Consider the following 13313-nt stretch of genomic DNA (forward strand, 5'->3'; position numbering starts at 1 on the left):
TTCACTTCTCGTCGCCTCCGTCCGTGTGGCGGGGCTTCAACGACCCGAGTGTGACCTTTTTGTCGGCTGGATCCTCGCCTCCGTTGGCGAGCCTGTCCGGAATTGACGTGAAGTCATGGCCGACTTGACGCCCGGCCTCGGCGACCTCCATGCCGGACTTGATCGATTCCTTGGAGTTCGGGTCCCAATCCCCGTCCCGGAACTGGGTGTACGGATTGTCGCTGCCTATCTGGCTCCAGGTCTTGTCCTTGACTTTTTCAGCGGACAGTGAAGGGTCGCCCATCGCGGCGTTCACCGTCTGCTTGAGAGTGCTGGAGAGGTACTGTTCCTCCTCGAAATAGAGACCGGCGGACAGGCCCAGCTTCCGGGAGAACTCGTTGGCGTCCTGCATCATCGTGCGAACGCCCCAGCCCCAGCGGTCGCAGAACGATTCGAGTGCGGAAGCGACGCCGTCATCGCCGCATTCCACGTTGTCCAAGGCTAATTCGTCGAAGCCGCGACCAGTTTGGGCTTCTATATCGAAGCCGAGCTCCTTAAGTTCGGCCGTCGCGGCCTTGATGCCCTTGGTGATCTGCTCGAATGCCTCGGGGTCGAGCTTGTACCCCGCGTTGTCGATCAGTCCCACTATCGGTTCCCCCCGAGTGCATTGTTCGATGTGTCCAGGGCTGCGGCCTCTACGTCAAGAGCCACGGAGTCCGGCACGATCCCCGCCACCGGCGGGAAGAGCATCCCCTGCTCACTGCCCGCGTCCAGTGCGACACCCGTCGGCCCCTCGATGGCCGGAATCAGCACGTCAAGGACTCGCGCGCCGGATGCGGTGAGGTAGTGCCACTCGGTGTCCGGCTCGCTGCCCCGCGACGTGGCGAAGCGCGCGAGGGCTTCCTCGTCGGTGAATGCGTACAGCCAGCGGATGCCGTCCAAGTCGGCCGACATCAAAGAGTCGTTGGCGACGGGTATCAAGATGTGTGTGCGTCGGAATTCCCCCACCAGGGCGGCTGGATCAGCCTGCCCTTCGTGGACTGCTGCTACCTCGTCGGCCAAAGACATGACGGCCCTTCCCCCGATTCCCCTCGATCTGACACCACCATGACACATGGCACTGACACCGCGCCTTTGGGTTCCGGGTCGCGAAAACCGGCCCAATTGTCTTTTTGAGTTCAAGTATTCGGGGTGGAAGGGAGGGAGTGGTCGTTCGCAACGCTGATTGGGCAGGGGTGCCGGACCTGTGGGCCTTTGTGGCGGCGCACCGCGACACGTCAGCAATCCTCACGAAGTCGCCATGCTGCCGACTCGGTTGGCCGCGCCCGGCGCCAACCAGCCCCGATTGGCCGGGAGTCCCGCATTCCGGGGGCTTCTGCCCGGTAGGGGGCGCGCGCGGCCGGTCGAGCGTGTAGCTTCCCGGGGACAAGGGGCCCGGCGGGGGCCGGGGGCGGGGTCCGCCGGGGATGGAGGGGGTTGCTCGATGGGCGTGCGGCTCATGGTGGTCGATGACCACCGTCTGCTCGCCGAGGCGCTCGCCTCGGCCCTGAAGCTGCGCGGGCACCGCGTGCTGGCCGCGGCCGCGCCGTGTGCGGGGGCTGCGGATCTGGTGGTGAGCCGGGCGCCGGAGGTGTGCCTGCTGGGGACTGCCGCGCCCGCCGAGCCGGGTGCCTTCGACCCGATCGTGCGGATCAAGAAGGAGCGGCCGCAGGTCGCGGTGGTGGTGCTGGGGCCGGTGCCCAGTCCGCGCGGTATCGCTGCCGCCTTCGCGGCCGGGGCGTCGGGGTATGTGCGTAACGACGAGCGGATCGAAGGTGTGGAGCGCGCCATGATGAAGGCGCGGGCGGGGGAGGCGGCGATCTCGCCGCAGCTGCTGCAGCAGGCTTTCGAGGAGCTGCTGCACCCCGTCGCACAGCCGGACGACGAGGGCGCGCGGCTGCTGCAACTGCTCACCCCGCGCGAGGTCGAGGTGCTGATGCGGGTCGCGGACGGCGAGGACACCCGGCTGATCGCGGCGGGGATGGCGATCGCGCCGAGTACCGCGCGCACCCATGTGCAGCGGGTGTTGATGAAGCTTGAGGTGGGCTCGCGGCTGGAGGCCGCCGCGCTGGCGGCGCGTACCGGGCTGCTGGAGCGGGCGGCGGCAGGCGGGGCGGTGGCCGCCGCGGCGGCGGGGACGGACGAGCCGGATGAACCGGAGGGTGGCGCCCCGCCGCCGTAGCGGACGGCCGGTCAGGCCGGGGGGCCGTCCCCCGTCTCCTCCTGGAGTTCCGCGACCGTCGGCGGTATTGCGGGCCGCAGCTTCATCCAGATCAGGAAGAAGAGCCCGAGGGCGAGCATGCCCAGCCCCGTCCACAGGTTGATGTTGATGTCCTGGGCCTTCTTGAGGTCCGCGTCGGAGGCAGTGATTCCGGCGATGGTGACGATCACGCCGTAGACGACGAACAGGCCGCCGATGATGCGCCGTACGTCGAAGAGTCGCGCGGCGGTCGCGGACTCGCGTTCCAGTTCCTCGACTTCGTGCTGGTAGTCGCTCATGGTGCGTTCCTCGGCAGGCTCAGAAGGAGAAGGGGATGTAGCAGATGGCGGCGAGGACGACCGCGCCCCAGCCCAGCAGGGCCGGCTTGCGGTACCACGCGTCGTCGCCCTCGGCAGGCGGCTCTTCCATGCCGGGGGACCTGGAGCCGTAGACCAGGCCGGCGAGGGACGCGGCCGGCTTCGGCTTGGTGACCAGGGTGACGAGCAGCATCACCACGGCGCCGACGACGAAGGCGACGATCGAGGAGACGAAGTTGGCGCCCTGCTCGGAGGGGATCGCGGTGATGCCCTGCTTGTAGAGCCAGAAGTAGTTCACCATCGCGGCGACGGTGCCCGACAGCAGCCCCCAGAAGCCGGCCGCGGCGGTGGTCCGCTTCCAGAACATGCCGATGATGAAGACGACGAACAGGGGCACGTTGAAGAAGGAGAACAGCGTCTGGAGGTAGTTCATGATGTTGCTGAAGGACGAGGCGATGACGGCCGTGCCCATGCCGATCAGCACGCCGACGGCGGTGACCACCCGGCCGGTCTTCAGGTAGTACGCGTCCTCGCGGTCCTTCTTCAGGTACGCGGCCCAGATGTCGTTGGTGAAGACCGTGTTGAAGGACGACACGTTCGCGGCCATGCCCGCCATGAAGGCGGCGAGCAGACCGGTCACGGCTATGCCCAGCACGCCGTTGGGCAGCAGGTCCCGCATCAGCACCGGAATGGCGTCGTTGTACTGGAGTCCGTCCTTGGACTTGCCCAGGGTCGGCTCCATGACCAGCGCGATCAGGCCGGGGACGACCACGACCAGGGGTATGAAGATCTTGGGGAAGGCGGCGATCAGCGGGGTGCGCTTCGCGGCCGAGAGGTTCTTCGCGGACAGCGCGCGCTGGACCTCGGCGAAGTTCGTCGTCCAGTAGCCGAAGCTCATCACGAAGCCCAGGCCGAGCACGATGGTCAGCCAGTTCGCGCCGAGCGGGTTGGCCTCACCGATACCGGTGCCTTCCCAGGCGGTGAGGAACGCGCCGCCGTGGGAGGAGGAGAGCGAGTCCGTCAGGCCGTCCCAGCCGCCGACGCGCTTGAGGCCGACGATGGTCAGCGGGATCAGCGCGGCGAGGATGACGAAGAACTGCAGGACCTCGTTGTAGATCGCCGAGGAGAGGCCGCCGATGGTGATGTACGCCAGGACGAAGACGCCGGCGATGACGATCGCCACCCACTGCGGCCAGCCCAGCAGGGCCTGCAGCACGATCGCCATGGCGTAGAGGTTCACGCCCGCGATCAGTACCGAGGAGACGGCGAAGATGACCGACGACAGCAGGTGTGAGGACGGGCCGAACCGGTGCAGCAGGAACTCCGGTACGGAGCGGACCTTGGAGCCGTAGTAGAACGGCATCATCACCAGGCCGAGGAAGACCATCGCCGGGATGGCGCCGATCCAGTACCAGTGGACCGTATAGGCCCCGTACTGCGCTCCGTTGGCGGCCATGCCGAGGATCTCGGTCGCGCCGAGGTTCGCGGCGACGAACGCGAGACCGGTGACCCAGGCGGGCAGTGACCTGCCGGAGAGGAAGAAGTCCAGGCTCGTCTTCACGCTTCGTTTGGCCGCGAACCCGATGCCGAGGACGACGACGAAGTAGATGGCCAGGATGGTGTAGTCGAGCCCGTTGGTGGGCAGCCGGAGCCCTTCGGCCAAGGTGATCATGGGGCACTCTCTTCGAGAATCTGGGGTCGCCCCCAGGACACAGCGGTGTGCTCGATCTGAACGAACAAAAAGCTACGCGCGGGTCCTCCGAAACTGAACACTTTTGTTGGTTCAGTTTGTTGGATCGTGATCCACTTCGTCGGTTTGCCCGTACCTGCCCCTGTATGCCGCTCAGCGGCTTTCCGGCGCCTTCCTCGACATTGACGCCACTGTTGGCTTGTGCTTCATTGTGTTTGTTTGTGTTTGGTCAGAGCGTGGAGGAGCTCCCGTGAAGAAGACGTCGACCCGGCTCGCGGACGGCAGGGAGCTCATCTACTACGACTCCCGTGACGACGCGGTCCGCGACCAGTACGACCGTCGCCCCCTCGACCCGGTGTCCACCGCCTCCGAGATCCGCCACGACCGGCTCCTCGGTGACGCCGTCGCCATCGCCTCGCACCGCCAGGGCCGCACCTACCACCCGCCGGCCGACGAATGCCCGCTGTGCCCCTCCCGCGACGGCCGGCTCTCCGAGATCCCCGCGCCCGATTACGACGTGGCCGTCTTCGAGAACCGCTTCCCCTCCCTCGCCGGCGACAGCGGCCGCTGCGAGGTGGTGTGCTTCACCTCCGACCACGACGCGTCCTTCGCCGACCTCACCGAGGAGCAGGCCGCCCTGGTCCTGGAGGCATGGACCGACCGCACCGCGGAGCTGTCCCAACTCCCGGACGTGGCACAGGTCTTCTGCTTCGAGAACCGCGGCGCCGAGATCGGTGTGACCCTCGGGCACCCGCACGGCCAGATCTACGGCTACCCCTTCGTCACCCCGCGCACCGAGCGCATGCTCTCCTCGCTCGCCGCGCACCGCGAGGCCACCGGGGGCCGCAACCTCTTCGACGACGTCCTTGCCGACGAGACCGCCGACGGCCGCCGCGTCGTGCTCGACGGAGAACACTGGATCGCGTTCGTCCCCTACGCCGCCCACTGGCCGTACGAGGTGCACCTCTACCCCAAACGTAGGGTTCCTGACCTGCTCGCCCTCGAACAGGCCGCGCGCACAGAGTTTCCACAGATCTATCTGGAAGTCTTGCGGCGGTTCGACCGGATTTTCGGCGCAAGCGAGGGTGGGAAGGAAGGGGAGGGCAGCAGCCCGCAGGACCGGACCGGCGCAGCCCGTACGCCCTACATCGCCGCCTGGCACCAGGCGCCGGCGCGGGCCGCGGACCGCACCGAGTTCGCGCTCCACCTCGAGCTTTTCACCATTCGCCGCACTTCCGGCAAGCTGAAGTTTCTCGCGGGTTCCGAATCCGGCATGAATGTGTTCATCAACGATGTGCCGCCGGAGGCCGCGGCCGAGCGACTGCGAGAGGTAGCGAGCGAGTGAGCAAGAAGTACCTGGTCACAGGCGGTGCGGGATATGTCGGCAGTGTCGTTGCGACACATCTTCTGGAGGCCGGCCACGAGGTGACCGTGCTGGACGACCTGTCCACCGGCCATCGCGAAGGCGTCCCCGACGGCGTCCGCTTCATCGAGGGCCGCATCCAGGACGCCGCCCGCGTGCTCGACCCCTCGTACGACGCGGTGCTCCACTTCGCCGCGTTCTCCCAGGTCGGCGAGTCCGTCACGGACCCCGAGAAGTACTGGCGCAACAACGTCGGCGGCAGCATGGACCTGCTGACGGCCATGCGCGACGCCGGCGTGCGCACCCTGGTCTTCTCCTCCACCGCCGCGACCTACGGCGAGCCGACCGTCACCCCCATCACCGAGGCCGCCGCCACCGCGCCGACCAGCCCCTACGGCGCCGGCAAGCTCGCCGTCGACCACATGATCACCGGCGAGGCCGCCGCCCACGGCCTGGCCGCCGTCTCGCTGCGCTACTTCAACGTGGCGGGCGCCTACGGCGACTGCGGCGAGCGCCACGACCCGGAATCGCACCTCATCCCGCTCGTCCTCCAGGTCGCCCAGGGCAATCGCGAGGCGATCTCCGTCTTCGGCGAGGACTACCCCACCCCGGACGGCACCTGCGTACGCGACTACATCCACGTCGCCGACCTCGCCGACGCCCACCTCCTCGCCCTGGACGCGGCCACCGCCGGCGAGCACCTGATCTGCAACCTCGGCAACGGCAACGGCTTCTCCGTCCGCGAGGTCATCGAGACGGTGCGCAAGGTCACCGGCCACCCGATCCCCGAGATCGTCGCCCCCCGCCGCGGCGGCGACCCCGCCGTCCTGGTGGCCTCGGCCCGGACCGCCATCGACCGGCTCGGCTGGCAGCCCAGCCGCGCCGACCTCGCCGGCATCGTCGCCGACGCCTGGGAGTTCGCGCAGTATCTCGACCGGACAAGGGAGTCCTGATGACCGTTCACGAAGCCGCCGCCCCGGCCACCGCGGGCCCGCACGGCGCGCCCCGCACCGCCGCGGCGTTCCGCGAGGTGTACGGCGCCGCCCCCGAGGGCGTCTGGGCGGCGCCCGGCCGGGTCAACCTGATCGGTGAACACACCGATTACAACGACGGCTTCGTGATGCCCCTCGCCCTGCCGCACACCACCATCGCCGCCGCCTCGGCCCGCCCCGACGGCGTGCTGCGCCTGCACTCGGGCGGCGCCGACGGCGGCATCGTCGAACTGCGCGTCGACGACCTGCGGCCCGCGTCGGATGGGGGCTGGGCCGCCTACCCGGCGGGCATCGCCTGGGCGATGCGGGAGGCCGGCCTGCCGGTGGGCGGCGCGGACCTGCACTTCGACAGCACGGTGCCCACCGGCGCCGGACTGTCGTCCTCCGCCGCCCTGGAGGTCGTCACCGCGCTCGCCCTCAACGACCTGTACGCGCTCGGCCTCGAACCGCTGCGGCTGGCCCAGCTCGCCCAGCGGGCCGAGAACGCGTTCGTCGGAGTGCCCTGCGGGATCATGGACCAGACCGCCGCGGCCTGCTGCACGCCGGGCAACGCCCTCTTCCTGGACGCCCGCGACCTCTCCCGGCGCCAGGTCCCGTTCGACCTGGCGGGCGAGGGGCTGCGGCTCCTGGTCGTCGACACCCGGGTCAAGCACGAGCTGGGGGACGGCGCGTACGCGGAGCGGCGCGCCGGCTGCGAGCGTGGCGCGCGGGCGCTCGGGGTGCGCGCCCTGCGCGATGTGCCGCATGCGCTTCTGCCCGAGGCGCTGCGGAAACTCGAAGGCGAACCGGTCGTTCAAGACCTCGTACGGCACATCGTCACCGAGAACCACCGCGTCGAAGAGGTCGTCGCGCGGCTCGACGCGGGCGACACCCGCGCCATCGGCCCGTTGCTGACGGACGGTCACCGCTCGCTCCGTGACGACTTCAAGATCTCCTGCGCCGAGCTGGACCTCGCCGTCGACACGGCCACCGCGGCCGGGGCGTTGGGGGCGCGGATGACCGGCGGCGGCTTCGGCGGCTCGGCGATCGTGCTCGTCGAGGAGGCGGACGCGCAGACCGTCACCGACGCGGTCACCGCGGCCTTCGCGGCGGTCGGCCACACCGCGCCGCGGATCTTCACCGCCGTACCCGGCGCGGGGGCGTGCCGCCTGGCGTAGCGCGCGCCCGGGGTGCGGCCTCGGTGGCGCCGGGCGGCCGCACCCCGGCCTCGGGCCGAGCAGTTTCGCCAATACCCTTCCGCTGTCCCACCCCGTCCGTACCCTGAGTCCAGCGCCGGTGGGGGCCGGCTACGACAAGCGGGCGAGCTGGGCTCCTCCTCGTCGAAAGCGGGCGAGGGGGGAGGGTGCGAGCACCGGGGTGGGGTAGTCATGCGGCACGGCGTGAGCCGTGCGGCCGAGGCGATCTTCAATACCGGCGTCGTGCCCGCTAAGGTCCGTTCACCGGGACAGGGGGTCTCTGTGCAACGCATCCGGGTTCTGGTGGTCGACGACCACCGCATCTTCGCCGAATCCCTGGCGGCCGCGCTCGCGGCGGAACAGGACGTCGACGTGGCGGCGGCGGGCAGCGCTCCGGCCGCCCTGCGCGGTCTGGAACGGGCGGCCGCCGAAGGCCGTCGCTTCGATGTGCTGCTCGTGGACGCCGACCTGGCCGCCGTCGGCGCGCCGCTGACGGCCGTGCCGGCGCAGCCGTCGGTCCGCGACGGCGCGCCGCGCGGCACCCCGTCGGCCGGCATCGCGCTGGTCTCCGGCCTGCGCACCAGCCATCCGTATCTGCGCACCGTCGTCCTCGCCGAGCGCGACGACCCGCGCCGCGCGGCCGTCGCCCTCCAGGCGGGCGCTTCGGGGTGGGTCGCCAAGGACTGCTCGCTCTCCCGGCTGCTCGCCGTCATCCGCGGCGTGCTGCGCGACGAGACGCATCTGCCGCCCGCGCTGCTCACGGGCGTGCTGCGGGAGCTGACGGCCGCACGCAAGCACCGTTCGGACAGTGAGCGGCTGGTGGAGTCGCTGACGCCGCGCGAGCGTGAGGTGCTGCGCTGCATGGTGGCGGGCCTGGGCCGCAAGGCGGTCGCCGAGCGGCTGTTCCTCTCCCCGCACACCGTCCGCACCCATATGCAGAACGTCCTCGGCAAGCTCGGTGTGCACTCCACCCTCGCGGCGGTGGCGCTCGCCCGGCGGGCCGGTGTCGGGCCGGTCGAGATCGAGACGGTGACGGCCGCGGCGGCCACGGTCCCGGTGCCCTGAACGGCCCGCCGGCGGCTATCCGCCGGAAGCCGGGCCGCCGGCGGCTTCGTCCGGTTCCGGGGCGGTCAGGACGGCGACGCCCCGGGCGGGCAGGGTGATCCGGTCCGTGGGCGCGGCGCTGCCCGCGCCGGTGGCCGCGGCGAGGGCGTCGGTCAGGGGCCGGGGCAGCGCGACATCGACGGCCTCGGCCCGGTGATTGAGCAGGAAGGTGTACCGCCGGGACGGTCCGTGCGGCCCGCCGTCGGCCTCCCTGACGGTGGCCTGCACGCCGTCCGGCAGGCCCGGCAGCACGGCAGTCACCCCGGCGTGCGCCCGTACGTCATCCAACAGGGCGCGCAGCGGGCCCGGTTCGAGCCGGGTGCCGAGGTACCAGACCGTTCCGCGGCCGTAGGCGTGGCGGGTCACCGCGGGCCGCCCGGCGAGGTCTCCTTCCGTGAAGTGCGCGAGTGCCTCGGCCCCTTCGAGGTCGATGGCCTCCGACCACAGATCCCCCCGCCCGGCGCAGTCCCCGCCGTCGACCGCCACCGACCTGCCCTCCTCCAGCGGCCAGAACTCCTCCACGCGCAGCCCCAGCAGCTCGCGCAGCGGCGCCGGATAGCCGCCGGGGTGCACCCGGTCGTGCTCGTCGACGATGCCGGAGAAGAACGACACCACCAGTCGGCCGCCGCCGCGTACGTAGGCGGCCAGCCGGGTCGCGTCGCGCGCGGTGAGCAGGTAGAGGTTGGGCACGACGACCAGGCGGTATCCGGACAGCTCCCGGTCCGGCGGCAGCACATCGCAGGCCACGCCCGCCTCGAAGAGCGGCCGGTAGTGCGCCAGCGCGATGCGGGAGTGGTCGAGCGCGGTGGACGGCTTGGAGTCCAGCTCCAGGGCCCACCAGCTGTGCCAGTCCGCGAGCAGCGCCACATCGGCGCGCGACCGCGTCCCCGCGATGTCCGGCAGGGCCGCGAACTCCGCTCCCAGTGCGCTGACCTCGCGGAAGACGCGGGTGCGGATGCCGCCGTGCGGCAGCATCGCCGAGTGGAACTTCTCCGCGCCGCCCAGGGACTGCCGCCACTGGAAGTACAGCACCGCGTCCGCGCCCTGGGCGACGGCCTGCCAGCTCCACAGCCGCATCGCGCCCGGCGGCTTGGGGCCGTTGCGGGGACGCCAGTTGACCGCGCCCGGCGCCTGTTCCAGCAGCAGCCAGGGCTGCCCGGAGCGCGCCGAACGCATCAGATCGAAGGCATAGCCGGCCCGGACGTGGTCGTCGGGCTCGTGCGGGTCCTGGTAGAAGTCCAGCGCCATCACGTCCATGTGCGCGGACCAGGCGAACGCGTCGACGGGCTTGTGCTGCGGCATCAGGTTGGTGGTCACCGGCACCCCCGGGGTGCGGCGGTCCAGCACCGTCTTCTCGGCGAGGTAGCAGGCGCGCAGCGCGTCGTCGCCGAACCGCAGGTAGTCCAGTTGCTGCGCGGGGTTGGGGAAGGTGGGCGCCGCACGCGGCGGCAGCACCTCCGCGAAGTCGCCGTACGCCTGCGACCAGAAGGCGGTCGACCAGGCGTCGTTGAGGGCGTCTACGGTCTCGTAGCGTGCGCGCAGCCAGCGCCGGAAGTCGGCCGCGGAGACGTCGCAGAAGCACTGCCGGGTGTGGCAGCCGTACTCGTTGCCCACATGCCACAGGGCGAGCGCCGGGTGGCCCGCGTAGCGGTCGGCGAGGTGCTCGACGAGGCGGACGGCGTGCTCGCGGTAGACGAGGCTGGAGGGGCAGTAGTGCTGCCGGCCGCCGGGCCAGAAGCGCTGCCCGTCGGGGCCCTCGGGCAGGATCTCGGGGTGCGCGCGCGAGAGCCAGGGCGGCGGTGAGGCGGTCATCGTCGCCAGGCAGACCTCGATACCGGCGCCGGCCAGGCCGTCCATGACGCGGTCGAACCAGCCGAAGTCGTAGGTGCCGGCCCGGGGTTCGACCTTGGCCCAGGAGAAGATCCCCGCGGTGACCATGGTGACGTGGGCCGCCTTCATCAGCTTCAGGTCCTCGGCCCACACCTCCTGCGGCCACTGCTCGGGGTTGTAGTCGCCGCCGAATCGGATGCCCATCGGACCCCCTGGGTCGAAGTTCACAACGCGGTTCGCGCCCCGTACGGGCAGTGGTTCACGAGGAGTTCTTGTACACGCTCCAGCCGCCGTCCACGACGAGGCTCGCGCCGGTGACGAACGACGCCTCGGAGGAGAGCAGGAAGGCGATGGCGGCGGCGACCTCCTCGGGCCGCCCCAGCCGCCGGGCCGCGGTCTCCTCGGCGGTGGCCTGGCGCTCCGCGTCACCGATGCCGTCCCACGCGGCGGTCAGCACCGGGCCCGGCAGCACGCTGTTGACCCGTATCTCGGGCCCGTACTCGACGGCCAACTGCCGCCCGAGGCCGGTCAGTCCGGCCTTTGACGCGGCGTAGGCGGGGCGGCCCGGCAGCCCCATGAGCGCATGCACGGACGAGGTCAGCACCACGCCGCCGCGCTGGGCGCGCAGGTCGTCCAGGGCGGCGCGGACGCCGAGGAACGAGCCGGTGAGGTTCACCGCGAGCTGCCGCTCCCAGTCCGCGAGCGGGGTGCGGTCGGCGGCCGCGACATAGGGCAGGAAGGCGTTGCTGACCAGCCCGCCGACGGGGCCGTAGCGCTGCCGTGCCGCTGCCACGGCCTGCCGCCAGTCGTCCTCGCTCACCACGTCGCAGTGCTGGTAGGAGGCCAGACCGCCGGCCGCCCGTATGCGCCGCGCGGTGTGCTCCCCGCGCCCGTCGTCGATGTCCAGCAGCAGCACCCCGGCTCCCTCCGCCGCCAGCCGGTCGGCGGTGGCCGCCCCGATGCCGCCCGCCGCACCGGTGACCAGGACCGTACGGCCCTGGAACCGCTTGCCGTAGGGGCCACCGGGCGCCGGGTGCGGTGCGTGCTGGCTCATGGCGCGAATCCAAGCCCACCTGCGGGCGGCGGGCAAGAGGACCTCGGCCGGGCGGGTGGCGGGCGTCCGGCGGTCGTCAGCCCGGGATGTTGTCGAACGGGCCGGTCAACCGGCGTAGCAGACCGGCCAGTTCGCTGCGCTGCTGACGGGAGAGTTCGGCCAGAATGGCCCGCTCCTGGGCCAGCAGTCCGGCCAATGAACGGTCGGCCCTGTCGCGGCCCTCGGCAGTGAGCCTGACCAGCACTCCGCGCCGGTCGCTGGGGTCGGGCAGCCGCTCGACGAGATCCTTCTTCGCGAGCCTGTCGATGCGGTTGGTCATCGTGCCGGAGGTGACCAGAGTCTGGGTCAGCAGCGCGCCGGGGGAGAGCTGGTAGGGCGCGCCCGCGCGGCGCAGCGCGGTGAGTACGTCGAACTCCCAGGGCTCCAGGCCGACCTCGGAGAAGGCGATGCGGCGAGCTCTGTCGAGGTGTCTGGCCAGGCGGGAAACGCGGCTGAGGACCTCAAGTGGTTCCACGTCGAGGTCCGGGCGCTCGCGGCGCCATGCTGCGACCAGTCGGTCGACCTCGTCCTCCATGACGATCAGTGTAAAGGGTCTGTCGATGTGGAGTCTCTTGATGTCGAGATATATTTTCCTGGACTATTGGGCATCGTCGGCGCGAGCCCGGGTTCTGCCCGAGGCGGCCTGAAACAGCCTGTGCCAGCCTGCATTCCCGCAAAGGGGTTTTGACCATGCACGTCGCACCAACCTGGGACCCGCAGCAGTACCTTCGCCACTCCGGGCTCCGCACCCGTCCCTTCCACGACCTGCTCGCCCGGATACCCGACCTGCCCCGGCACGAACGCCCCGCCCGCATCGCCGACCTCGGCTGCGGACCCGGAAACGTCACCGCCCTGCTCGCCGCACGCTGGCCCGACGCGCACATCACCGGCTACGACAACTCCCCCGAGATGCTCAAGGAGGCCGAGACCCACGCCGGCCCCACCGCGGACGGCGGCCATCTCGACTTCGCCCCCGCCGACGCGGGCGACTGGGTGCCCGACGAGCCGTACGACCTGATCGTCTCCAACGCCGCACTCCAGTGGGTCCCCAACCACCCCGAGTCCTTCGCGCACTGGATAGCGGGCCTCACCCCCGGCGGCACCCTCGCCTTCCAGGTCCCCGGCAACTTCACCTCCCCCAGCCACGCCCTCCTCGGCGAGCTGTGCGACGCCCCCCGGTGGCGCGACCGCCTCGACACCCACGGCCGCCGCTTCGTCCACATCCTCCAGCCCGCCGACTACCTCCAGCGCCTCACCGACCTCGGCTGCGAGACCGACGCCTGGGAGACCACCTACGTCCAGCTGCTCCAGGGTGACGACCCCGTCCTGGACTGGGTAAAGGGCACCGCGCTGCGCCCCGTCCTCACCGCCCTGGAGGACGACCCGGACGCCCGCGACGCCTTCCTCGCCGAATTCCGCGACCTGCTGCGCAAGGCCTACCCCACCGGCAGGCACGGCACGGTCTTCCCCTTCCGCCGCATCTTCGCCGTGGCCCGTAAACCCGAAGCGGCCTGACCCGCCCCTCCCTCGG

General features: G+C 70.9%; 13 protein-coding genes. 6 read left to right on the forward strand and 7 right to left on the reverse strand.

Annotation, left to right across the window (positions count from 1 at the left end):
- Position 1 precedes the first annotated feature (1 nt).
- Both ACH4FH_RS02520 and ACH4FH_RS02525 read right to left on the reverse strand, forming a co-directional pair.
- Positions 2-625 carry a hypothetical protein gene (locus ACH4FH_RS02520; protein ID WP_398553860.1) on the reverse strand — a complete coding sequence of 208 codons (624 nt, stop codon included), beginning with the start codon at positions 623-625 and terminating at the stop codon, positions 2-4.
- Complete coding sequence (locus ACH4FH_RS02525; RefSeq protein WP_398553861.1) at positions 625-1047, reverse strand: SseB family protein; 423 nt, start codon at positions 1045-1047, stop codon at positions 625-627. The genes ACH4FH_RS02520 and ACH4FH_RS02525 overlap by 1 nt, the downstream gene beginning before the upstream one ends.
- Positions 1048-1462: 415 nt before the next feature.
- Here ACH4FH_RS02525 and ACH4FH_RS02530 point away from each other — a divergent pair, with 415 nt between their 5' ends.
- Positions 1463-2200, forward strand: coding sequence for a response regulator transcription factor (locus ACH4FH_RS02530; RefSeq protein ID WP_398553862.1), 738 nt, complete (start codon positions 1463-1465; stop codon positions 2198-2200).
- An 11-nt stretch (positions 2201-2211) separates the two neighbouring features.
- On the opposite strand, the gene ACH4FH_RS02535 is transcribed toward ACH4FH_RS02530, so the two are convergent.
- Positions 2212-2517, reverse strand: a complete 306-nt coding sequence (locus ACH4FH_RS02535) for a hypothetical protein (protein ID WP_398553863.1) — start codon at positions 2515-2517, stop codon at positions 2212-2214.
- A gap of 19 nt (positions 2518-2536) precedes the next feature.
- Positions 2537-4207, reverse strand: coding sequence for a sodium:solute symporter family protein (locus tag ACH4FH_RS02540; protein WP_398553864.1), 1671 nt, complete (start codon positions 4205-4207; stop codon positions 2537-2539).
- Positions 4208-4475: 268 nt separating this feature from the next.
- Between ACH4FH_RS02540 and galT the strand changes: the two genes are divergently transcribed.
- From galT to ACH4FH_RS02560, 4 genes are all read left to right on the forward strand, one after another.
- A complete protein-coding gene (galT, locus tag ACH4FH_RS02545; protein ID WP_398553865.1) occupies positions 4476-5570 on the forward strand; it encodes a galactose-1-phosphate uridylyltransferase in 1095 nt (364 codons plus the stop codon).
- Entirely contained in the window at positions 5567-6541 is a 975-nt protein-coding gene (gene galE / locus ACH4FH_RS02550) for a UDP-glucose 4-epimerase GalE (protein ID WP_398553866.1), read from the forward strand. The genes galT and galE overlap by 4 nt, the downstream gene beginning before the upstream one ends.
- On the forward strand, positions 6541-7737 hold the full coding sequence (galK, locus tag ACH4FH_RS02555; protein WP_398553867.1) for a galactokinase: 1197 nt from the start codon (positions 6541-6543) through the stop codon (positions 7735-7737). The genes galE and galK overlap by 1 nt, the downstream gene beginning before the upstream one ends.
- A 300-nt stretch (positions 7738-8037) precedes the next feature.
- Entirely contained in the window at positions 8038-8820 is a 783-nt protein-coding gene (locus ACH4FH_RS02560; RefSeq protein ID WP_398553868.1) for a LuxR C-terminal-related transcriptional regulator, read from the forward strand.
- A gap of 15 nt (positions 8821-8835) precedes the next feature.
- Here ACH4FH_RS02560 and ACH4FH_RS02565 read toward each other — a convergent pair whose 3' ends face one another.
- From ACH4FH_RS02565 to ACH4FH_RS02575, 3 genes are all read right to left on the reverse strand, one after another.
- Positions 8836-10893, reverse strand: a complete 2058-nt coding sequence (locus tag ACH4FH_RS02565; RefSeq protein WP_398553869.1) for a beta-galactosidase — start codon at positions 10891-10893, stop codon at positions 8836-8838.
- A gap of 55 nt (positions 10894-10948) precedes the next feature.
- Complete coding sequence (locus tag ACH4FH_RS02570) at positions 10949-11743, reverse strand: SDR family NAD(P)-dependent oxidoreductase (protein WP_398553870.1); 795 nt, start codon at positions 11741-11743, stop codon at positions 10949-10951.
- A gap of 76 nt (positions 11744-11819) precedes the next feature.
- A complete protein-coding gene (locus ACH4FH_RS02575) occupies positions 11820-12317 on the reverse strand; it encodes a MarR family winged helix-turn-helix transcriptional regulator (RefSeq protein ID WP_393892463.1) in 498 nt (165 codons plus the stop codon).
- Between the two features lie 155 nt (positions 12318-12472).
- Here ACH4FH_RS02575 and ACH4FH_RS02580 point away from each other — a divergent pair, with 155 nt between their 5' ends.
- Positions 12473-13297: a trans-aconitate 2-methyltransferase gene (locus tag ACH4FH_RS02580; RefSeq protein ID WP_398553871.1), complete on the forward strand. Its 825-nt coding sequence runs from the start codon at positions 12473-12475 to the stop codon at positions 13295-13297.
- The last annotated feature ends 16 nt before the right edge of the window (positions 13298-13313 follow it).

Source organism: Streptomyces sp. NPDC017993, from assembly GCF_044328065.1.
In the GTDB taxonomy this organism is placed as follows: Bacteria; Actinomycetota; Actinomycetes; order Streptomycetales; family Streptomycetaceae; genus Streptomyces.